The organism is Micromonospora sp. D93, assembly GCF_018070365.1.
GTDB classification, from domain to species: Bacteria; Actinomycetota; Actinomycetes; order Mycobacteriales; family Micromonosporaceae; genus Micromonospora; species Micromonospora ureilytica.
In genome coordinates, this window is the sequence record NZ_JAGPXW010000009.1 from 177,790 (window position 1) to 198,388 (window position 20,599).

Consider the following 20,599-nt stretch of genomic DNA (forward strand, 5'->3'; position numbering starts at 1 on the left):
CGGAGCGGGGGCGGGACGCGGGGGTTAGATCAGGCGGAGTTGGCGGTCCTTGGGGCGGCGGGGTTCGGCTTCGCCGAAGCGTTCGAAGAGGCCGGGGTCGATGGCGCCGAGGAACGGCGAGGGGGCGCAGTCGCGCTCGGTGCCGTGGCGGAGGCGGCGGGCGGCGTGACTGACGTACAGCCGGTCCTGGGCCCGGGTCAGGCCGACGAAGAAGAGCCGGCGCTCCTCGGCGATGGCGTCCTCGTCGGGCGTCGAGCCCGGCCAGCGCAGCGGCAGCAGCCCGTCCTCGACGCCGACCAGGAAGACCACCGGGAACTCCAGGCCCTTCGCGGCGTGCAGGGTGAGCAGTGTGACCGCCTCGGCACGCGGGTCGAGCGCGTCCACCTCCGCGCCGGTGGCCAACTGCGACAGGAAGGTCTCCAGGTCGTCGCCGCAGCGTCGGGCCAACGGGGTCAGCAGGTCCACGGCCGAGCGGACGTCCTCGGGACGGACCGCGCTGGCCGCGCCGTCCAGGGTGGGCACGGCGAACCGCTCCGCGACCACCTGACCGGCCAGCCGCACCCGGGCGGCCAGCGAGCCGGCCAGGCCGTCGGCGTGTCGTAGCTCGCGGGCGATGGCCGCCACCCCGGGCCGATCCCGCAGCCGGTCGTGGGAACGCTTCTGTACGGGGATGTTGGCCCGGGTCAGGGCGTCCACGATCGGGGCGGCCTGCGCGTCGGTGCGGTACAGCACGGCGATGTCGGAGAACGACAGCGAGGTGGACCGGCCGTCGATGCGCCCGGAGTCCAGTGAGCGGTGCGAGAGCCCGCCGACCAGGTCGTCGACGGTACGCACCACGAAGTCGGCCTCCTCGGCGACGGACCCCGCCGGGTGGCGTCCGACCAGCGGGGCCTCCGGGTCGAGCCGCGCCGGGTCCAGTCGTCGGCCCCGGACCAGCGAGGACGGTGCGATGGCCTGCACGGCGGCGGCCAGGATCGGGGCCGACGAACGGTAGTTGCGGTTGAGCCGGACCAGTCGGGCGTCGGTGAAGTCCTCGGAGAAGCGCAGGAAGTAGCCGACGTCGGCACCCCGGAACGAGTAGATCGCCTGGTCCGGGTCGCCGATCGCGCAGAGGTTGCCGTCGGCGGGGCTGAGTAGCCGCAGCAGTTCGTACTGCACCTCGTCGACGTCCTGGTACTCGTCGACGAAGATCCACCGCCAGCGGTCCCGGTACCGCTCGACCAACTTCCGGTCGGCCCGTAGCAGCTCCACCGGCAGGGTCACCAGCTCGTCCAGGTCGACCAGGTCCTGTTTGCGCAGCAGCGACGTGTAGGCGGCGCTGTCGTCGCCGGCCTCGGTGCGGGCTGCCGCCCGCTCGGCGTCGTCGGCGATCCGGAAGTCGGCCGGGAGGCCCGCCGTGGCGGCGTTCTCCCGCAGGATGGTCAAGCCCAGCGCGTGGAACGTACCCACTGTGACGTCCTCGGCTACCGGGCCGAGCAGGCCGTCGAGGCGGTGTCGCAGCTCCTCGGCGGCCCGGCGGGTGAACGTGATCGCGAGGCAGTGCTCGGGGAAGACGTTCAGCTCCGCGCAGAGGTACGCGATCCGGTGGGTGAGCGTCCTGGTCTTGCCGGTGCCCGGACCGGCAACGATGAGCAGCGGGCCGCCGGGTGCGGAGGCGGCCACTCGCTGCATGGCGTCCAGTCGGTCCAGCAGGCCGGTGCCGACCTCCTCCATGCCGGAGAGCATCGGCTCGAACGGCTCGTGCGGAGACGGCGGCGACGCGATCGGCGGTGCGGGCGTCGGAACCGGCTTCCGCTTCGGCTCCGACTTCGCCGCCGCGGGGCGCTTGGCCGCGACCCGGGGAGCCGGCTCGGTGGGCCGTCGCTGCGCCGGCACGGGTACGTCGAACAGCGTCTCCTGCGCGCCCAGCTCGGCCCTGTCGAAGAGCGTGATCACGCCGTACTCGCCGTCGTAGCCGGGCACTCGGCGGACGTCGCCGCGCCGCAACCGCCCGATGCCCTCGGCGAGCAGCTCACCACCGGCATGGGCGATGTCGGTCAACGGTGTGGTGGTCAGGATCTCCAGCTCGGGGCCGAGTGCGGCCAGCAGCTCGTTGAGCCGTCCCTCGACCTTCTTCGACCGGGCACCCACCTTGTTGATCTCGCCGAGGATCTCGGCCAGCGGCACCAGGTGGGTGACGTCCCTGGCGTGCGCCGGCCGGTGCCCGTCCGGGCGGTCGGCCAGCTCCTCGACCCGGCTGAGGACACCCACGGTGAGGGGTTTGCCGCACTCGGGGCAGCGCCCTTCGGCGGCCCGGGTGCGCTCCGGAGACCAGTTGACCCCACACAGCCGGTGCCCGTCCGCGTGGTACTTGCCCTCCTCCGGGAAGAATTCGATGGTGCCGGCCAGGCCGGCGCCGGTACGCAGCGCCTCCCGAACGGCGAAGTAGTTCCGTTCGGCGGTCAGCACTGTCGCCTCCCGGCCGAGGGCCGGCGGTGAGTGCGCGTCCGAGTTGGACACCAACTGGTAGCCGTCCAGGCTGCCGACCCGCCAGTTCATCGCGGGGTCGGAGGAGAGCCCGGTCTCCACGGCGAAGATGTGCTCGGCCAGGTCGGCGTAGCAGTCCGCGATCGCGTCGAAGCCGGACTTCGAGCCCAGCGCGGAGAACCAGGGCGTCCAGATGTGCGCCGGCACCAGGTAGCCGTCCGGGCTGGCCTCCAGGGTGATCTCCAGCAGGTCGCGAGAGTCCAGTCCGAGGATCGGCCGGCCGTCGGAGCCGAGGTTGCCGATCCGGCCGAGCGCGGTGTTGAACCGGGCCACCGCGTCCAGGTCCGGCAGGTAGATCAGGTGGTGCACCTTGCGGGTCCGGTCGTCCCGCTTGTAGATGGTGGAGATTTCCACGCTCAGCATGAACCGGACCGGGTCCGCCTCCGCCGTCTGCGCGAGCCGGGGTGGCAGCCGACGGGCGATGTCCCGCTCCGCCTCCGGGTCGAGCCGGTACAGCCCCGGCTCGGCCGGACGCAGCGTCTCCCGCAGGTGGTCGTACCAGGCGGGGTGGGTGAAGTCGCCGGTGCCGAGCAGGCCGATGCCCTTACGCCGGGCCCACCACGCGAGGTTCGGCACTGTGAGGTCACGGCTGCACGCGCGCGAGTATTTCGAGTGGATGTGCAGGTCCGCGACGAATGGCGGTAGGCCACCGGGGGGTACGGCGCTGAACGGGGGCACGCCGCATCCTGTCACGCCCGCCGCGCCGGCCAGCCGCCGCCACGCGCGGACGTGACGTCCGCTATGCCGAGCGCAGCTCGACCAGACTGATCTGCGGTTCCGCGCCGACCCGGACCGGCGGCCCCCAGAAACCGGCGCCGTTTGTCACGTAGACCTTGGTGCCGTCGACCTCGCCGAGCCCGCTGACCACCGGCTGCTCCAGCTTGACGGCCAGGTTGAACGGCACCATCTGCCCGCCGTGGGTGTGCCCGGAAAGTTGCAGGTCGACGCCGTACCGGGCCGCCTCCTTGGCCGCCAGCGGCTGGTGCGCGAGCAGGACCACGGGACGGCTCGGGTCGCGGTCACCGAGGGCAGCGGCGAAGTCCGGGCCGGCGGCGAGGCCGGTGCCGGCCCCGGTGAGGTCGTTCACACCAGCCAGGTCGAGCACACCGCCCCGGGCCTGGATCTCCTGCCGCCGGTTCTGCAGCACCCGCAGACCGAGCCGGTCGACCTCCTGGACCCACTCCTCCACGCCGGAGTAGTACTCGTGGTTGCCGGTGACGAAGAAGCTGCCGTAGCGGGAGCGCAGGTCGCGCAGCGGCGCGGCGGCCGAGCCGAGTTCGGCGACGGAGCCGTCGACCAGGTCACCGACGACCGCGACGATGTCCGCGTCGAGCCGGTTGATCGCGGCGACGATCCGCTCGGTGTGTGCCCGGCCGCGCAGCGGGCCGAGGTGGATGTCGGAGACGGTGGCGATGCGCAGGCCGTCCATGCTGCGGGGGAGTTTGGCGAGCGGGATCCGCACCCGGTCGAGGTGGGGCGGGCCGAGCGCCGTGCGGATGCCGTACCCCGTGACGCCGGTGGCGGTGAGGCCGGCGAAGATGGCCGCCCCACGGGCCAGCAGCAACCGGCGGGACGGGTCGTGGTCCGGTGCCGCGACGGCGCCGGCGGCCGGCGGCTCGGTCGGCCCGGCGGCGCCGACCAGCACCGGCTCGGGCGCCGCGGTGGTCGGTTCCGCGGCAACCACCCGGCGGCGCAGCACCAGCCGGGTGACAAGCATCGGGACTTCCAGCACGACCAGTACGACAAGCAGGTAGAACATCAGCGCGAGCCACAGGTAGCCCGGCCAGGCGAGCCAGTAGAGCCCGGCCTGCGTCCCGGCGAGGGTGACCGGCACGAGTAGGGCCAGCACCAGGGCGGCGATTCCGCCGACCCGTCGCCAGCGGCCCGGCGTCGTGGTGTCCCGAACGAGTCGCTTCCACAGGTAGAGGTGGATGAGACCGGTGACCAGCGCCAGGACAGCCACGAACCCCACAACCGCCATCATGTGTGCGCCTCCCTCAGCCGCCCGCGAACGGGGGCAGGACGTCGATCGTGGCCCCGGCCGGTAGGGGTGCCTGACGATCATGACAGGTGACGCCGTTCACGAGGAAACTCGCGACCCGCAGCACCCCGGCGAGCCGGTCGCCGTGGCGATGGGTCAGCTCGGCCGTGAGGTCGTCGAGGGACCGCCCTCCGGGGAGGGCCTCCTCGGCGCGGCCGGCGGCGGCGCGGGCGCCCGCGAAGTAGCGGACGGTCAGCGGTGTCCCCTCCATGCTCAACCGCCGATCGCGGACATCGGGCGGGTCGGCTGGAGGAAGGTGGGGTCGTCGATGCCGTGCCCGGCGCGCTTGCCCCACATCGCGGTACGCCAGCGCCGGGCCAACTCGTCGTCGTCCACGCCACTGCGGAGCGCGGCGCGTAGATCGGATTCCTCGGTGGCGAAGAGGCAGGCGCGGACCTGGCCGTCGGCGGTCAGCCGGGTGCGGTCGCAGTCCCCGCAGAAGGGGCGGGTGACGCTGGCGATCACACCGACCCGGGCCGGGCCTCCGTCGACCAGCCAGGTCTCCGCCGGTGCCGCGCCGCGCTCGGCCGGGTCGGGGCTGAGATCGAACACGGTACGCAGGGACGCCAGGATCTCCTCGGCGGTGACCATGGTGTCGCGGGCCCAACCGTGCTGGGCGTCCAGCGGCATCTGCTCGATGATCCGCAGTTGGTAGTCGTGATCGAGGGCGAAGCGGAGCAGCGCCGGCGCCTCGTCCTCGTTGACACCACGCATCAGCACTGAATTGATCTTCACGGGGTTGAGCCCGGCGGCCGCCGCCCCGGCGAGCCCGGCCAGCACCGCGTCGAGGCGGGGGCGGCGGGTGAGCTCGGTGAACCGGGCCGGGTCCAGGGTGTCCAGTGAGACGTTCACCCGGTCCAGGCCGGCGGTCCGCAACGCCGGGGCCAGCCGGTCCAGGCCGATGCCATTGGTGGTCAGCGAGACCCGGGGGCGGGGTTGGAGGGCGGTGACCGCCGTCACGATGTCGACAAGCCCGCTGCGGATCAGCGGCTCACCGCCGGTGAACCGCACCTCGGTCACGCCGAGCAGCTCGACAGCCACCCGGACCAACCGGACGATCTCCTCGTCGGTCAGCAGCTCGGGGCCGGCCAGCCAGGGCAGCCCTTCCGCCGGCATGCAGTAGGTGCAGCGCAGATTGCACTTGTCAGTGAGGGACACGCGCAGGTCCCGAGCGACGCGGCCGTACCGGTCGACGAGGACGCCGTCGGTCCCCGGGGCGACGCTCACCTGTCGACCGTAGCGCGCTCGGCCCGGCTCAGGACGGCGCGGGCTGTCTTGACGACCACATCTCGGAAGCTGGCGCCGAAGAGTGCGGTGTGCACGAGCAGGAGGTGCAGCTGATGCAACGGCACGCGCTCACGCCAGCCGTCCGGTAGCGGCCAACTCTCCTGGTAGGCGGCCAGCACCCGATCCAGGTGGGGGACGCCGCCGAAGAGGGCGAGCTGGGCGAGATCCGTTTCCCGGTGCCCACCGTGCGCCGCCGGGTCGACGAGCCAGGCCCGGTCGTCGGCCCCCCACAGCACGTTGCCCGGCCACAGGTCGCCGTGGATGCGCGCGGGCGGCTCGTCGCCGCCGAGCCCGTCGAGGTGATCGATCACCTGCTCGACCACTGCGGAATCGGCACTTGTCAAAGCGCCACCGTCGACCGAGCGTCGCAGGTAGGGGACGAGACGTCGTTCGGCGAACCACGCCGACCAGCGCCCGCCGGTGGGGGTGTTGTCCTGTGGAAGCGAGCCGATGAAACCGGGCCAGGTCGCACCGAAGGTGGTCGCGCCAGCCCGGTGCAGCCCGGCCAACTCCCGGCCGAAGCGCTCCGCGGCCTCCGGCGTCGGTTCGCCGGGCTCCACCCAGTCGAGCGCCAGCAGATCCGGCAACGCCACGATCACCTCGGGTACGGCGACAGCGCCGGCCTCCCGTAGCCAGCGCAGGCCGGCGGCCTCGGCGGCGAAGAAGCCCTCCGGCGCCGGTCGGTCGGCGGCCTCCGGCCAGGACTTGGCGAAGACGGAGTGGCCGTCGTCGAGGGTGAGCCGGGCGGCGGCGCAGATGTTTCCACCGGCGACCGGTGTCTCCCGGAGCCGCTGATGGGTCCGGAAGGTCGGAAGGTGTGCCGGATGCGCGCGCAGGTACGCCAGGTCCATCAGCGCACGGTAACCGCTCCTTACGACAGCCAGGTGTCGCCCGACGACATCGGCGCTCTTTCCGCACTCGTAGGTGTGGCATGAGCAGGGAAAACACGCACAGTAACTGTGGATAAGCCGCGTGTCGTCCACAGGGGTAGCAGGGCCCGGTAGGCCCGCCGCAGGCTTCCGACATGACCTCGACCGAACGCCCCCAGCTCGCCGTCCGCTCACCCGCCGACCTGATCGCCGCTGTGCCGTACCTGCTCGGGTTTCACCCCACCGACAGCGTGGTCGCCGTGGCGCTGGTCGGCCGACAGATCATCTTCGCCGCCCGCGCGGACCTGCCCGATCCGAGCGATCCGGGCGGGCTGGCCGGGCACCTGGCCGGTGTGATCCGCCGGCAGGGCGCAGAGGCCGCCACAGTGGTGGGCTACGGGCAACCGGAACGGGTCACTCCGGCCGTCGACGCGGTACGCGACGCGCTGGGCGAGTTCGGCCTGCACGTGCTCGACGCGCTGCGGGTGACCGACGGCCGCTGGTGGTCCTATCTCTGCACCGAGCCCGACTGCTGCCCGCCCGAGGGTCGCCCCTACGACCCGACCGTCAACCGGGTGACCGCCTCGGCGGTCTTCGCCGGCCAGGTCGCACTCCCCGACCGGGCCGCCCTGGTGGCGCAGGTGGCACCGGTGGACGGCCCGGCCCGGGAATCGGCCCGCGCGGCCACCGCCCGCGCCGAGCTGAGACTGGCCGAGCTGATCGAGCAGGCACCCGAGAGCGACAGGCTCGGCGCTCGGGCGCTGCGCTCCGCCGGGGTGGTGGCGGTCCGCGAGGCCCAGCGCCGGCAGCGGCGTGGTGAACCGCTCGACGACGACGAAATGGCCTGGCTGACCGTGCTGATGACCCACCTGCCGGTCCGCGATCACGCCTGGGAACGCACCGACGGTCGGGACCGGGACATCGCCCTCTGGACCGACGCGCTGCGCCGGGCCGAGCCGGAGGCTGCCGCCGCTCCCGGTGCGCTGCTGGCGTTCGCCGCCTGGCGCGCCGGTCAGGGCGCGTTGGCGGCGGTCGCGCTCGAACGCACGCTCAGCCTGCACCCCGACTACTCGCTCGCCCTGCTGCTGGACGACCTGCTCCGGCGTGGCGTGCCCCCGGCCGAGCTGGACGGCTGGCCGTCGGTCGGGATGCCCGGTGTCATCCGCCCCCGCAAACGGAGCCGACGTGGCCGCCGCTGACGAGCCAGATGCGGGAGACACCGCATCAGCCGTATCGCAGTTTTGCTATAGTCGGCTCTGGTCAGTCCTCTTCCACCCAGAGGCCGTGTCCGAACTGCGAGCCATACCCGCGATCGAGCAGGCGGCAATCGGACACGCCGTCGAAAAGCTGGAGAGCCTCGGCCCCAACCTTGGCTACCCGCACTCCAGCAAGATCCGAACCGCCGACAACTTGCGTGAACTACGCCCACGCGGAGGGCGTAGCCGGTGGCGCGTCTTCTACGCGCAGGTCGGTGAGGCGTTCGTGGTCGGTGCCATCGGCCCAGAAGCCAGCGTCAGCCAGCGGAACTTCGCCCGGGCCATCGCAGCCGCAGAGCGAAGGATCAAGGACGTGGAGGAGGAGTGATGAAACGTTCCGAACTCAAGACCTCGCAGCAGGTCATCGGCGATGTCAGCCGTCAGGACCCGGTGTTCCGCGCAGAGTGGGATCGGACAGCATTCGCGCGTGAGGTCGCGCTCCGTATCGTGGGATACCGCACCGAGAACCAACTGACCCAGACCGCGCTCGCTCGCAAGGTGGGAATGACCCAGTCAGTCATCGCGCGACTGGAGTCTGGCGACCAGCCGCCGTCGATCGCGACCCTCGTCAAGCTCTCCAAGGGCACCGGCATGGAGTTCGACGTAAAGATCTCCCGAGGTGCCGCCGAGATCGTAGCCGCATAGCCGGCGGTTTCTCGATAGATCGACGATTGACCCGGTATCAGTAAACCCGAGTCGATCGCGGTTCAGAGAGTGACGATGGTGAGCCTGCGACAGGGCGAGACCTAGCCGACGGGGCCGATCTTCTTCGCCAGCCCGACGAAGCCCGCCCAGGCCGCCGGCCCGAAGGTCAGCGTGCCGCCGTCCCGGTCCTTGGTGTCGCGCACGAGCACGAGACCCGGCAGGTTGTCGGCCACCTCGACGCACGCGCCACCGTTCGAGCTGCTGCGGGTGCTCTTGCGCCAACGGGCGCCGGTCAGGTCATCCATGCTCGCGCTCTCATCAGGTCGATGGTCAGGTCTCGCGGTAGCGCTAACGACCTCACGCTATCCCAGACCGCCCAGAGTGGAGCAACCTCATTACTCAGCCGCCCGGCCGCCTGGTCATCGAGGTAGCCGACGTCGTCGCCGTCCGGTGTGCTGGCGATGACGAAGGGCCCGGCCTGGCCGGGATGGAAACCGGCCGTCAGGGGGAGGACGTGGATCATCACCGCCGGCCGCTCGGCGAGCATCATCAGATGGTCGAGTTGGGCGGCCATGATGTCGGGTCGTCCCCGGCGTAGTGCGGCCTCGTCGATGACGAAGACGCTCAACGGCGGGCGAGGCCGGTCGAACACGGCGGCCTGCCGGCGGAGGCGGGTCTCCACGTGCGCCTCCAGGTCTTCGTCGGCCCAGAGCCCGCTGCTCAGCACGGCCCGCGCGTACGCCTCGGTCTGGAGGAGGCCGGGCAACACGGCGGACTCATACCACCGCAGCCCCACGGCCTCGCGCTCGATGTCCGTCCACGGCCGGAACCACGCCGGTTCGCGTCGCTTGTACAGGTCGGGCCAGAGGTCGCCCTCGTCGCGGCCGAGAACCTCGGCGACCTTCGACCGGTGCCGCGTCTGCGGAATCCGTCCCGGGTTCGCCCACTTGGCCGCCGTCTTGGGATCAACCCCGATCTGAGCGGCGAGGCTGTCGGCGGTCAGGCCGGATTTCGACATGGCTTCAGCGACTGCGCGATTCATCCCTGTCCCTCTGGTTCGTCCGAGACGTCCACAGGAGATATTGCTACGCAGTGTATTCGGCTGGCAACCCTTGGAAGCGTGTGTCTGAGACGGCGTGGCCGGCAGGGACTACCCGAGACCCGGCGGTCGCGTTCGTGCCGGGGCCGCCTCGTGGGCGAGCACTCAGGGGCGGCCCCTCCCAACGACGAGGAGGAGACATGCCGAACAAGCCGAAGCCCACGACGCGGCGCGAACCAGTGCGGGCTGGCCGATGACCGACGACACGGAACACCCCCTGCTCAAGCCAGCGTGGCGCTGCCGCACGTGCGGGATCGCCTGGCCCTGCTCGGTCGCCAAACTGCGCCTGCTCGGTCGGTACCGAGGTCGACCCGACGAGTTGGTCGAGCACCTGAAGGCACTGCAAGCCGAAGCAACCGAACACCTCACCGAGCTGTACGGCGGCAAGACCCCGGATGGCCTGACCGAACGCTTCACCGGCTGGGTCAGGGCTCGATAGCCGGGCCGACTCCCGCCCCGGCGCTGATCCCTCGTCCCCCGAGGTCGATCGCCCGGGGCGGGCTCCCCCGGCAACGCGCCTCCGTCGAAGGATGTACGCGTTGCTCCTGTTCACGGCCGACGCGGCAGGGCCACCGCCGCCGGAGAATGATCTCGTGGCCGTTCACCGCGTAGGCATGACATGACCCCCGAGTTGCTGCTGTCGCTGGCCGGGCTGGCGTTGATCGACAGCACCAGCATCGGCACCCTCTTCATCCCGGTCTGGCTGCTGCTCGCCCCCGGGCCGGTCAACGTCCGGCGGATCCTGGGCTACCTCGCCACCATCGCTGTGTTCTACCTCGCGGTGGGGCTGTTGCTGGTCTGGGGCGGCAGCACGCTGGGCGACGCGCTGGGTGGCGCCCTGGACAACCGGGGTGTCCTCTGGGCGCAACTCGTCCTGGGCGTGGGAATGCTGGTGCTCAGCTTCCGCTACGACGGCAAGCGGCGTCCCCGTACCGGTGGTGTGTTGCGCTGGCGGGACCGGGCCACCGCCGGAGACTCCTCGGCCCGTTGGTTGGTCGGGCTCGCGCTGCTCGCGGCGCTCGCCGAGGTGGCGACCATGCTCCCGTACCTCGGTGCGGTGGGTCTGTTGGCCACCTCGGGGGTGGGAGCGGCAAGCGTGGTGTTGCTGCTCGCCGGGTACTGCCTGGTCATGGTGCTGCCGGCGGTGGTGTTGCTGGGTGCCAGGGTTGCCCGCCCGCGACTGGTCGAGCCGGTGCTGGCCCGCCTGAACACCTGGATCGTCACGAAGGCGGGCAGCGCGTTGGGCTGGATCCTCGGCATCGCCGGTTTCCTGATCGCCCGCGACGCCGCCGCACGGCTGGCCCTGTTCGACCTGATCGACCGGATCGGTCGCTGACGGGCCGCCCGCGTCAGGCCGGCTGCTCCACGGTGATCCGGTGCGGCCCGGTGTAGACGTTCATGGTCCGCCCGCGCAGGAAGCCAACGAGTGTCATCCCCGCCTCGTCGGCCAGTTCGGCGGCGAGGGTGCTCGGGGCGGACACCGCGGCCAGCAGCGGCAACCCCGCCATCCACGCCTTCTGGGTCAGCTCGAAGCTGGCCCGACCGGAGACCAGCAGCAGATGCCCGGTGAGCGGCAGCCGACGTTCCCGCACGGCCCAGCCGATCACCTTGTCCACGGCGTTGTGCCGGCCCACGTCTTCCCGGAGCACCACCAGCTCACCGTCGGGGGTGAACAGCCCCGCCGCGTGCAGCCCGCCGGTCCGGTCGAAGCCGCGCTGGGCGGCGCGCAACCGGTCGGGCAGTTCGGTGAGCAGCGCGGCCGGCACGGTGAGCGGATCCTCCGCGACCGGGAACAGCGACCGGGTGCGTACCGCGTCGATGCTGGCCTTGCCGCAGACCCCACAGGAGCTGGTCGTGTAGAAGTTCCGGGACGGGTCGGTGGTCGGTTCCGGCACGCCGGGGGCGAGCACCACGTCCACCACGTTGTACGTGTTCGGTGTCTCCGCGCCGGCGCAGAGCTGCGCGGTCAACACGTCGTCGGTCGACCGGATCAGCCCCTCCGTCAGCAGGAACCCGATGGCCAGGTCCAGGTCGTCGCCCGGGGTGCGCATGGTGACGGCGAGCGGCCGACGTTTGCCGGGACCGGCCGTGCCGACCCGGATCTCCAGCGGCTCCTCCACGGCGAGCGTGTCCGGTCGGCGGACCGACCCCCGCCCGGCGGTCGCCGCGTCCAGGTCGATCCGGAGTACGCCCCGTCGATCAGTTGCCCGTCCCATCCCGCCATCCTCCACCCCACGCCCCCACACCCCCACCCTCACCCCGACCCCTCACACCCCTCGCCCCGACCCCTCACCCCCTCGCCCCGGTTGATCATGAAGTTAGCCGTGCGTGTCGTCGGCGTGTCGCGCGATAACTCCATGATCACCGGAGTGAGGGGTTCGGGCCTGGTCGGGCGCGCCGGTAGGGCCGGGGTTTGGCGCGGCTACGGTGGGCGGATGGGGGCGTACGCCGTTGTGGTGCTCGCGGGTGGGGCCGCCCGACGGATGGGCGGGGTCGACAAGCCCGCGCGTCCGGTCGGTGGGCGGCCGATGCGTGACCGGGTGCTGGCCGCCGTCACCGACGCGACTCCGCGGGTGCTGGTCGGTGCGGCCGACGCCGTGCCGGCGGGTGTGCTGGTCGTCCGGGAGGATCCGCCCGGTGGAGGCCCGGTCGCCGCGGCGGCGGCCGGCCTGGCGCTGCTGGGTCCCGACACCGCCGTGGTCGCGCTGCTCGCCGCCGACCTGCCGCTGCTCACCCGGGCCGCGATCGGCGATCTGCTGAACCACCTCGACCGGGAGACCCCCGACCTCGAACCGGAGGGAGGCGGCTCAGCCCCGGCGCCGCCGGCCCAGGGCGGCTCAACTCCGGCGCCGTCGGCCCAGGGCGGCTCAACTCCGGCGCCGTCGGCCCACGGCGGCTCAACTCCGGCGCCGCCGGCCCAGGGCGGCCTTGCCCCGGCGCCGTTGGCCCAGGGCGGCCCAGCTCCGGTGCCGCCGGCCCCCGGTGGCCTTGCCCCGGCCCACGGCGGCCTCGGTGGCGAGCGGAGGCCCGACGGGGCGTGCTTCGTGGACGGGGACGGGCGGCGGCAGTCGCTCTGCGGTGTCTGGCGGGTCGCCGCGCTGCGGACGGCCCTGGACCGGCTCACTGTCGAGCGGGGCGGCAGTCTGTCCGGCGCCCCGGTCCGGGCGCTACTGGCTCGTCTCGTCGTGCGGGAGGTGGCCTGGTCCGGCGAGGGCCCGCCGCCGTGGTTCGACTGCGACACTGACGAGGACGTACGCCGGGCGGAGGAGTGGGCGCGATGACGGTGATGGACGACTGGGTCACGGCGGTGTGCGCCGAGTTGGATCTGGACCCGGCCGGGGTGCCGGTGCCGGCGGTGCTGGATCTGGCCCGGGACGTCGCCCACCAGGTGCTGCGTCCGGGTGCGCCGGTCACTGCGTACCTCCTGGGGTTGGCGGTTGGCCGGGGCGCGGAGCCGGCGGACGTCGCGGCCCGGCTCAGCGCGCTGGCGGGCAGTTGGCCGGTCGCGCTGGATGCCGACCCCGCGGACCCGACGGCCCCCTGACCGCTGTTGTCCGATCCCGGTCCGGGCTGATTCGACGCACGGGCGGCGTGGGTAGGGTGATCGTGACGGACGGAGGCGATCATGACGGCTGACCACCCCTCGGCGCCGCACGGTGAGCTGCCCGGCGCTTCGACTGAGCCGGCGGAATCGATCCTGCTCGACGAGCCCAGCACCACCGACCTGCGGGCGAAGGTGACCGAGGCGTGGCGGGAGTTCGCCCGCGCGCTCGCCGTACGGCTGCGGGAGCTTCCCGTCGGCGCGCACCTCGACGTGACCCTGGACCCCACCGCCTCCGGCACCGGGGACGCCGTCTATTCGATAAGCGTCGACGTGGACCCGGACCATGTGTTGTCCGCCCGCGCGGTCGGCAACGCCATGCTTCCGGCGGGCTACCGACTGGATCGGGGGGCGGTGGCGGACATGGTCGCGCTCGGCTGGTCCCCGCCCGGGGTGGTCGCCGGATCCGGCGGTTCCTTCGGGCTGAACGCCACGACGGCCGAGTCTGCCCAGGTCGCCACGCTGCTCTCCCGCACGCTGCGCGATGTCTACGGCGCTCCGCACCCGGCCTTCCTCGTCTATCTGGTGCACGACGCCGAGGGCGAACCGCTGCCCCTGGGCCCGGTGGGCACCGCGCGCAGCGAGTTCGGTCCGGACGCCGACGTCGAGGCGGACCTGGAGGAGGCGTTGGCTGAGGCGGCCGCCTCGCAGGTCGAGCGGGAAGACGTGCTCGATCTGGCCGACCGGGTCCGTACCGTGGTCTCTACGATGTTGAAGTCGGACACCGACCGGTTGCAGATCGACTCGGACGGCGACATCACCATCCGCGCCGGCTCGGCGATGGTCTTCGTGCGGGTGCGGGACAACCCGCCCCTGGTGGACGTCTTCTCCCCGGTGCTCACCGAGGTGGAGCCGACCGAGCGGCTCTACGTCAAGCTCTCCGAACTGACAAACCGGATGCCGATCGGCCGCCTCTACTGCGCCGACGACACGGTCTGGGCGTCCATCCCGGTGTTCGGCCGCAACTTCCAGGCGACCCATCTGATGCTGGCGGTGCAGGTGATGACCGGTCTCGCCGACGAGTTGGACGACCGTCTGCACGGCGAGTTCGGCGGCAAGCGGTTCTTCGGTGAGGGTGACAAGCCGGTTCGACGCGACGAGTCGGAGCACCGCACCGGCATGTATCTCTGAGCGAACTATTCAGGGCTCAGTTGGCGGAGGCGGGTGCCGGTCGGGCGGACGGGCCGACGCCGGGGGACTCGACCAGCCGGGAGAGCACGATCGTGCTGCGGGTGGAGGTCACGAAGGACTCGGCACGCAACCGCTCCAGCGCCGCCTCCAGATGGGCGATGTCGGCGGCGCGTAGGTGCACGAGTGCGTCCGCCTCCCCGGAGACGGTGTACGCGCCGACCACCTCCGGGTGTCTGCGGGCGGCCACGCCGATCTGCGCCGGGGTGGTCCGGCCGGCGCAGAACAGCTCGACGAAGGCCTCCGTCGTCCAGCCAACCGCGGCCGGATCAACGACGGCCGTGAATCCCCTGATCACGCCGGTGGCGCGCAGCCGGTCGACGCGACGCTTGACCGCTGGGGCGGAGAGTGACACCCGAGCGCCGATGTCGGCGTAGGACGCGCGGGCGTCCGCGACGAGTAACGCAATGATCCGCTGGTCTACCGCGTCTATCTGCAACGTTCCGCCTCTGGGAAGCAACGCTTGTGGCTGTTTTCAAAGTTCTACGGTACCTACTCTTGGTGACCGTGAACCAGCAGCGTTTCCCGCGAAAGCGGACATATCTCATGTGCTCGCCGGAGTACTTCACGGTCGAGTACGCGATCAACCCGTGGATGGACGTGACCACCCCGGTCGACCGCGACCTGGCCGTCAAGCAGTGGGACCGACTGCGCGAAACCCTGGTCGGCCTTGGCCACGAGGTGCACCTGCTCACCCCCGAGCAGGGGCTGCCCGACATGGTCTACGCCGCCAACGGTGGCTTCGTGGTGGACGGCAGCGTCTACGGCGCCCGGTTCAAGCACGAGCAGCGGACCGCCGAGGCCGCCGCCCACCACGCCTTCTACGAGGCGCAGGGCTGGCGGTTCATCGCACCCGGCGAGACCAACGAGGGTGAGGGCGACTTCGCGTACGTGCCGGAGGCGCACGGTGGGCTCATCCTGGCCGGGCACGGCTTCCGCACCGAGATCCCGGCGCACGCGGAGGCGCAGGAGGCGTTGGGCCGACCGGTGGTGTCGCTGCGCCTGATCGACCCCCGCTTCTACCACCTGGACGTGGCGCTCGCGGCCATCGACGACGCGAACATCGTCTACTTCCCGGGTGCGTTCTCGGCGGCCAGCCAGCGGGTGCTCACCCAACTCTTCCCGGACGCGGTGATCGCCGACGACGAGGACGCGTTGGCCTTCGGGATCAACCTGGTCAGCGACGGCGCGAACGTGGTACTCAACAGCGAGGCCACCCGGCTGGCCGGCAAGCTCAAGGCGGCCGGGTACACCCCGGTCCCCGTCGAGTTGGCCGAGCTGAAGAAGGGTGGCGGCAGCGTGAAGTGCTGCATCGCCGAGCTGCGGCACTGACCCCGCGAACGTCTCGGGGCCGGCCTCCCGCTGGGAGACCGGCCCCGAACCGTGCTTGGGGTGGGCGGTCAGCCCAGCGTGGCCAGCTCGTTGATCAGCACGTTCGACATGACCTGACCGTCGCGCTGCACCTCACGCAGGTACCACTTCTGCTGCGGGGTACGCGGCTGGTTGAACTGCCAGATGCCGCGCGGGCTGTCGATCTGGCCGAGCTTGCCCAGGGCCAGGTTGACCTGCTGCGGTGTGGGCTTCCCACCGGTCAGCTGGATGGCCTGGTCGAGCACCTGCGCCGCGTCGTACGACGCCATCGCGTACGTGGTGGGGGTGACCCGGTACTTCTTGCGGTACGCCGAGGCGAAGACCCGGTTCGACGTGTTGTTCAGGTCGGCCGAATAGTTCAGCGCGGTCTGGATGCCCAGCGCGTTGTCCTTCAGGTTCTCCAGCACGGTGCCCTCGGTGAGGAAGCCCGGCGCGTAGATCGGCCCGGCGAACTTCTCGCGCAGCTGCTTGATGAACTCCACGGCGGCCGCCCCGGCGAAGAAGCAGAAGACCGCAGTGGGCTTCTTGGCCAGCGCCTTGGTGATGTCCGAGGAGTACGTCGTCTTGCCGGGGTTGGAGGTGGCGTTGGTGTAGGTCACCTCGTCGCGAATCCGGGGGTCGTTCGCGCCGAACTCCTGCCGGAAGCCGCGGACCACGTCCGGGCTGCCGACGTTCTCCGGCATGATGATCGCGATGCGGCCGTTCGCCGGCAGTTGGTCGCGCAGGTAGCGGCCCAGCGCCCGGCCGGCCTCGTCGAGCACGTACGAGGTCCGCCAGATGTAGAAGACGCTCTGCAGGCTGCTCGGAGAGGCGTTGGAGCCGATCAGCGGGACCCGGGCCTGCTCCACGGTGTCCCGGATGCCGACCATCACCGCCGAGTTGACCACGCCGGTGAGCGCCAACACGCCCTGCTTGAGCAGGCCCTCGACGGCAGCCTTGCCCGTCGTCGCGGTGTCGCCCTCGTCGGCGGTCAGCAGCTGCACCGGGTGGCCGCCCAGCCGCTGGTCGTGCAGGTCGAGGAAGAGCTGGAAGCCGTTGGTGATGTCGTCGCCGATGCTCTTGAAACCACCGGCCTGCGGCGTGATCAAACCGATCTTGACCGGGTTGCGGTCGGCGGTCGGTTCGGCGTCACTGTCTGAGCCACACCCGGCGACGAACCCGGTGGTACCGAGCGCGGCCAACAGTTGGAGCGCCCGCCTGCGATTCATCTGCGACACCGAGTTCCTTCCAAGGAGCGTTACAGGGCCGAACACCGCCCCTCCGGCGTTCTACCTGGTCCGCGACGCTGCGTCAATGGCTAGTGATCATCGTGCAGGGACCGCAACACGGCAAGGACCTGGGGCCACGCGACGGACTCCGGGTCGATCAGCCCGAAATGCTCGCATCCAGGCAGTTCGACAAGGGAAATATCGGAACCTGCGGCACGCGCCTGTGTGACGAAATCCCTGCTCATCTCCGCCGGAACCTGATAATCGTCCGAGCCGTGCACAACTACTGTCCGTGTCCGTATCGGTACCAACATCCGTGGATCCGCAGCCGCGTACCGGTCTGGGACCTCCCCCGGGCCGCCGCCGAGCAGCGCCGCGACCGCGCCCGAGTCCAGATCTCGCCGGTACGCCTCGCCCAGGTCGGCCACCGGGGCCAGGGCGAGCACCCCACGCACCGTCGCCGGGGCGGTGGCTGCCGCGTACAACGCCAGGTGGCCGCCGGCGGAGTGCCCGACCAGGATCGGCGCCCCCAGGCTCACCCGGCCGGGCAGCGCCTCGGCCGCCAGCACGGGCAGCTCGGCCACCCCGGTCAGCACGTCGGTCAGGGTGCCCGGCCAGCCCCCGCCAGGCTGCCCCGTCCGGCGGTATTCCAGCTGCGCCACCGGGTAGCCAGCGACGGCGAGGGCTGCGGCAAGTGGGCCGGTGTGCCGCCGGTCGTACTCGGCCCGCCAGAAACCGCCGTGCAACACGACGACCAGCGGCCGGGCCGGCCCGGTTCCCGCCGGGAGACGCAGATCGGCCACCTGATCCGGGTGATCCCCGTACGCCACGGTCCGGTCGGGCTCCGGTGCGGGCCGGGTCAACACGGCGCGCGGGTCGACAGGCATGGCGCGACGGTAGCGCGCCCCGCCCGGGTGGTTCGGCCCCGGGAGTCGGTCCCGGGCGGCAGGGCTCGCGTCCGCTGGGTAAAGATGGACCCCATGACCGAAGCGCGCTCCGCTGGACAGAACGACGAGCCCGGCCCCGACGAGTCCGGCCACTCCGGCACCGTTGTGGTGGTCGGCCCGGACGGTCGGCCGATCGGCACGATGCAGACCGACGAAGGCCAGGGCGAGGACCCGACCCGCCTGGTCGAACAGCCGGCCAAGGTGATGCGGATCGGCAGCATGATCAAGCAGTTGCTGGAGGAGGTGAAGGCCGCACCCCTCGACGACGCCAGCCGCAACCGGATGCGGGAGATCCACGAGCGGTCGATCGTCGAGCTCAAGGAGGGCCTCGCCCCCGAGCTGCGCGACGAGCTGGAGCGCATCTCGCTGCCCTTCGCCGAGGACAAGGCCCCCAGCGAGGGCGAGCTGCGGATCGCCCACGCCCAGCTCGTCGGCTGGCTGGAGGGCCTGTTCCACGGCATCCAGGCGGCCCTGGTGGCCCAGCAGATGGCCGCCCGGGTGCAGCTGGAGCAGATGCGCGGCGGCCGGCAGGCGCTGCCCAGCGGCCCCGGCGGGGTCGTCCCCGGGATGCCGGGCATCGGCCAGCCGGGCGGCGGCGAGGGGCACAACACAGGTCAGTACCTCTGACCTCAGTCCACCCCGAAGATCTTTTCCAGGTACGCCGCCACGCCGTCCTCGGTGTTCGCCGTCGTCACGTCGTCGGCGACCGCCAGGACGGCGCGGTGCGCGTTGGCCACCGCCACGCCACGACCGGCCCAGGTCAACATCGGCACGTCGTTGGGCATGTCGCCGAAGGCCAGCACGTCCTCCGCGGCCACCCCGAGCTGGTCGCAGTACCAAGCCAGACCCGCCGCCTTGGTCACCCCCGCCGCGGAGATCTCCACCAGCCCCGAGGACGACGAGTGCGTGGCCTCGGCCAACCCCGCCACCGCCGTGGCGATCAGCTCGGCGAAGGCGTCCGGGTCCTGCTCGCCGGCTCGGGCGAGGAGCTTCACCGCCGGGACCGAGAGCAACTCCTCCGGCGTCGCGATCGGCCGGATGCCGTTGGCGTCGGAGTCCCAGCGCAGCGGGTAGTGCGCCTCGTGCCGCATCTCCCGGCTGTCCAGGATCTCCACGGCGAAGCTGATCCCGGGCACTTCGGCCCGAAGCCGCCGGGCCACCTCGGCCAGGTGGTGGGGCGCGAGCGGGTCGGCGCGTACCACCTCGTCCTCGAACGGGTCGTAGACCACGGCGCCGTTCGCGCAGACCGCCGGCAGCGGCCGGGCGAGCTGGTCGTACACCATCTTTAGCCAGCGGACCGGACGGCCGGTGACCAGGACGACCGGCGTGCCTCGCGCGGAGATCCGCGCGAGCAGGTCGGCGGTGCGGGGGCTGACGCTGTGGTCGTCGCGGATCAGCGTGCCGTCGATGTCGGTGGCGATGAGGCGGGGCGTGTCTCCCATTACCGGGACAGTAGCCGGTCGAGATACACCGCCACCCCGTCGTCGTCGTTGCGCAAGGTCACCTCGTCGGCGACGGCGCGCAGAGCGGGGTGCGCGTTGGCCACGGCCACCCGCGACCAGCCGGCCCACTCGAACATCGGCAGGTCGTTGGGCATGTCACCGAAGACCAGCACATCTGCCGGGTCGACCCCGAGGGTCTGCGCCACCACGGTGAGACCGGTCGCCTTGTCCACGCCGGGCGGGCAGATCTCGACGAAGCCGAGCCCGGCCTGGGTGAGCGTGGCGACCTGCGGCGAGACGACCCGGCGGGCCACCGCCAGCAGTTCGTCCACGTGGTGGTCGGCGGTCCGCGCAAAGGCCTTGATCACGTCGCAGGCGAGGCACTCGTCGCGAGTACGCGCCTCGAAGCGGTCCTGGTAGGGCCAGCTCTCGTGGTAGTCGCCCCACAGCGGGGCGTCGTGCTCGTCGGACGCCTCCACCATCACGGTCAGCGGTCCGACCTCGGCCTCCAGATCGGCGAGCAGCCGGGCCAACACCTCGGCGGGCAGCCGCTCCTCGCGGAGCACCACCGGGCCGCTCGGGTCGCTCTGGTCGACCACCCACCCACCGCCGGCCATCACCAGGAAGTCGGCGGCGCGGATGTCGTTGCGGGTCAACTCGGTCAGGCGAGGGCCGCGTCCAGTCGCGCCGACCACCGGAATCCCGGCGGCGCGCACCCGGTCGAGCACCCCATGGGTGTACGCGGAGACGGTGTCATCGCTGCGGACCAGCGTCCCGTCGAGGTCGGTCGCGATCAACTTGGGCAGTCCCGGGCGGGTCATCGCTCCTCCTTCGCCCGCCGCCGTCGCACCTGCCCTGGCCAAGGAATCCGAGGCTCGGCGTGACGGCGGGCAGCAACCGTACCTCGCGAAACGGGCCCCAACCATGGCTTCCAGGCGAATCGGACGCCAACCCCGAGCACCCGCGAGATGTCCCCGCGCGCGTCCCCGCGCGCGTCCCCGCGCGCGTCCCCGCGCATGCCCCCCGCGATCTTGCACTTTCGGTTGCCGTTCTGCGTGCTATGAGGCTTATGTCGGGACAGTAAGTGCAAGATCGCCGCCGGGTGGGGTGGGGTGGGGT

23 protein-coding genes are annotated in these 20,599 nt (G+C 71.6%); 10 read left to right on the plus strand and 13 right to left on the minus strand.

Features of this window, described 5'->3' with window-relative positions; translation table 11 throughout:
• Positions 1 to 24 precede the first annotated feature (24 nt).
• From KBX71_RS13615 to KBX71_RS13635, 5 genes are all read right to left on the minus strand, one after another.
• Positions 25 to 3,204, minus strand: a complete 3,180-nt coding sequence (locus KBX71_RS13615) for a UvrD-helicase domain-containing protein (RefSeq protein ID WP_210818263.1) — start codon at positions 3,202 to 3,204, stop codon at positions 25 to 27.
• A gap of 61 nt (positions 3,205 to 3,265) precedes the next feature.
• Positions 3,266 to 4,510, minus strand: coding sequence for a metallophosphoesterase (locus tag KBX71_RS13620; protein ID WP_124819772.1), 1,245 nt, complete (start codon positions 4,508 to 4,510; stop codon positions 3,266 to 3,268).
• 13 nt (positions 4,511 to 4,523) lie between these two features.
• Positions 4,524 to 4,778, minus strand: a complete 255-nt coding sequence (locus KBX71_RS13625; protein ID WP_210818264.1) for a MoaD/ThiS family protein — start codon at positions 4,776 to 4,778, stop codon at positions 4,524 to 4,526.
• A 2-nt stretch (positions 4,779 to 4,780) separates the two neighbouring features.
• Positions 4,781 to 5,794: a GTP 3',8-cyclase MoaA gene (moaA, locus tag KBX71_RS13630; protein ID WP_210818265.1), complete on the minus strand. Its 1,014-nt coding sequence runs from the start codon at positions 5,792 to 5,794 to the stop codon at positions 4,781 to 4,783.
• Entirely contained in the window at positions 5,791 to 6,705 is a 915-nt protein-coding gene (locus KBX71_RS13635; RefSeq protein WP_210818266.1) for a fructosamine kinase family protein, read from the minus strand. The genes moaA and KBX71_RS13635 overlap by 4 nt, the downstream gene beginning before the upstream one ends.
• Positions 6,706 to 6,878: 173 nt before the next feature.
• Here KBX71_RS13635 and KBX71_RS13640 point away from each other — a divergent pair, with 173 nt between their 5' ends.
• The 3 genes from KBX71_RS13640 to KBX71_RS13650 all read left to right on the plus strand — a co-directional run bounded on the left by KBX71_RS13640 (position 6,879) and on the right by KBX71_RS13650 (position 8,624).
• Positions 6,879 to 7,922, plus strand: coding sequence for a DUF4192 domain-containing protein (locus KBX71_RS13640; RefSeq protein WP_210818267.1), 1,044 nt, complete (start codon positions 6,879 to 6,881; stop codon positions 7,920 to 7,922).
• A gap of 85 nt (positions 7,923 to 8,007) precedes the next feature.
• Complete coding sequence (locus KBX71_RS13645) at positions 8,008 to 8,307, plus strand: type II toxin-antitoxin system RelE/ParE family toxin (RefSeq protein ID WP_210818268.1); 300 nt, start codon at positions 8,008 to 8,010, stop codon at positions 8,305 to 8,307.
• A complete protein-coding gene (locus KBX71_RS13650; protein WP_210818269.1) occupies positions 8,307 to 8,624 on the plus strand; it encodes a helix-turn-helix domain-containing protein in 318 nt (105 codons plus the stop codon). Before KBX71_RS13645 ends, KBX71_RS13650 begins: the two co-directional genes overlap by 1 nt.
• A gap of 101 nt (positions 8,625 to 8,725) precedes the next feature.
• On the opposite strand, the gene KBX71_RS13655 is transcribed toward KBX71_RS13650, so the two are convergent.
• Together KBX71_RS13655 and KBX71_RS13660 are read right to left on the minus strand one after the other, a co-directional pair.
• Positions 8,726 to 8,929: a DUF397 domain-containing protein gene (locus KBX71_RS13655; RefSeq protein ID WP_210818270.1), complete on the minus strand. Its 204-nt coding sequence runs from the start codon at positions 8,927 to 8,929 to the stop codon at positions 8,726 to 8,728.
• The gene (locus KBX71_RS13660) at positions 8,917 to 9,666 is read right to left on the minus strand and encodes a Scr1 family TA system antitoxin-like transcriptional regulator (protein WP_210818271.1); all 750 of its coding nucleotides are present in this window, start codon (positions 9,664 to 9,666) and stop codon (positions 8,917 to 8,919) included. Before KBX71_RS13660 ends, KBX71_RS13655 begins: the two co-directional genes overlap by 13 nt.
• Positions 9,667 to 9,916: 250 nt before the next feature.
• Here KBX71_RS13660 and KBX71_RS13665 point away from each other — a divergent pair, with 250 nt between their 5' ends.
• Positions 9,917 to 10,162, plus strand: coding sequence for a flavin reductase (locus tag KBX71_RS13665; RefSeq protein WP_210818272.1), 246 nt, complete (start codon positions 9,917 to 9,919; stop codon positions 10,160 to 10,162).
• Positions 10,163 to 10,342: 180 nt separating this feature from the next.
• Complete coding sequence (locus tag KBX71_RS13670) at positions 10,343 to 11,059, plus strand: GAP family protein (RefSeq protein WP_210818273.1); 717 nt, start codon at positions 10,343 to 10,345, stop codon at positions 11,057 to 11,059.
• A gap of 13 nt (positions 11,060 to 11,072) precedes the next feature.
• Here the strand turns inward: KBX71_RS13670 and fdhD are convergent, their stop codons facing one another.
• Positions 11,073 to 11,939, minus strand: coding sequence for a formate dehydrogenase accessory sulfurtransferase FdhD (gene fdhD / locus KBX71_RS13675; protein ID WP_210818274.1), 867 nt, complete (start codon positions 11,937 to 11,939; stop codon positions 11,073 to 11,075).
• A 219-nt stretch (positions 11,940 to 12,158) separates the two neighbouring features.
• On the opposite strand from fdhD, the gene KBX71_RS13680 reads away from it, so the two are divergent.
• From KBX71_RS13680 to KBX71_RS13690, 3 genes are all read left to right on the plus strand, one after another.
• On the plus strand, positions 12,159 to 13,004 hold the full coding sequence (locus KBX71_RS13680) for an NTP transferase domain-containing protein (protein ID WP_210818275.1): 846 nt from the start codon (positions 12,159 to 12,161) through the stop codon (positions 13,002 to 13,004).
• The gene (locus KBX71_RS13685) at positions 13,001 to 13,267 is read left to right on the plus strand and encodes a DUF6457 domain-containing protein (protein ID WP_210818276.1); all 267 of its coding nucleotides are present in this window, start codon (positions 13,001 to 13,003) and stop codon (positions 13,265 to 13,267) included. The genes KBX71_RS13680 and KBX71_RS13685 overlap by 4 nt, the downstream gene beginning before the upstream one ends.
• An 81-nt stretch (positions 13,268 to 13,348) precedes the next feature.
• Positions 13,349 to 14,455 (plus strand): hypothetical protein, encoded by a 1,107-nt coding sequence (locus tag KBX71_RS13690; RefSeq protein ID WP_124823503.1) that lies wholly within the window; start codon positions 13,349 to 13,351, stop codon positions 14,453 to 14,455.
• 16 nt (positions 14,456 to 14,471) lie between these two features.
• Here the strand turns inward: KBX71_RS13690 and KBX71_RS13695 are convergent, their stop codons facing one another.
• The gene (locus tag KBX71_RS13695; protein ID WP_210818277.1) at positions 14,472 to 14,951 is read right to left on the minus strand and encodes an Lrp/AsnC family transcriptional regulator; all 480 of its coding nucleotides are present in this window, start codon (positions 14,949 to 14,951) and stop codon (positions 14,472 to 14,474) included.
• Positions 14,952 to 15,010: 59 nt separating this feature from the next.
• On the opposite strand from KBX71_RS13695, the gene ddaH reads away from it, so the two are divergent.
• Positions 15,011 to 15,844, plus strand: a complete 834-nt coding sequence (ddaH, locus tag KBX71_RS13700; protein WP_210818278.1) for a dimethylargininase — start codon at positions 15,011 to 15,013, stop codon at positions 15,842 to 15,844.
• A 68-nt stretch (positions 15,845 to 15,912) separates the two neighbouring features.
• On the opposite strand, the gene KBX71_RS13705 is transcribed toward ddaH, so the two are convergent.
• Both KBX71_RS13705 and KBX71_RS13710 read right to left on the minus strand, forming a co-directional pair.
• Positions 15,913 to 17,100 carry an ABC transporter substrate-binding protein gene (locus KBX71_RS13705; RefSeq protein WP_210818279.1) on the minus strand — a complete coding sequence of 396 codons (1,188 nt, stop codon included), beginning with the start codon at positions 17,098 to 17,100 and terminating at the stop codon, positions 15,913 to 15,915.
• An 80-nt stretch (positions 17,101 to 17,180) separates the two neighbouring features.
• Entirely contained in the window at positions 17,181 to 17,978 is a 798-nt protein-coding gene (locus KBX71_RS13710) for a S9 family peptidase (protein ID WP_210818280.1), read from the minus strand.
• Between the two features lie 84 nt (positions 17,979 to 18,062).
• Here KBX71_RS13710 and KBX71_RS13715 point away from each other — a divergent pair, with 84 nt between their 5' ends.
• Positions 18,063 to 18,665, plus strand: coding sequence for a bacterial proteasome activator family protein (locus KBX71_RS13715; RefSeq protein WP_124823513.1), 603 nt, complete (start codon positions 18,063 to 18,065; stop codon positions 18,663 to 18,665).
• A 2-nt stretch (positions 18,666 to 18,667) separates the two neighbouring features.
• Here KBX71_RS13715 and KBX71_RS13720 read toward each other — a convergent pair whose 3' ends face one another.
• Both KBX71_RS13720 and KBX71_RS13725 read right to left on the minus strand, forming a co-directional pair.
• On the minus strand, positions 18,668 to 19,480 hold the full coding sequence (locus KBX71_RS13720) for an HAD family hydrolase (protein WP_210818281.1): 813 nt from the start codon (positions 19,478 to 19,480) through the stop codon (positions 18,668 to 18,670).
• Positions 19,480 to 20,301: an HAD family hydrolase gene (locus KBX71_RS13725; protein WP_196929000.1), complete on the minus strand. Its 822-nt coding sequence runs from the start codon at positions 20,299 to 20,301 to the stop codon at positions 19,480 to 19,482. Before KBX71_RS13725 ends, KBX71_RS13720 begins: the two co-directional genes overlap by 1 nt.
• Positions 20,302 to 20,599 lie beyond the last annotated feature (298 nt).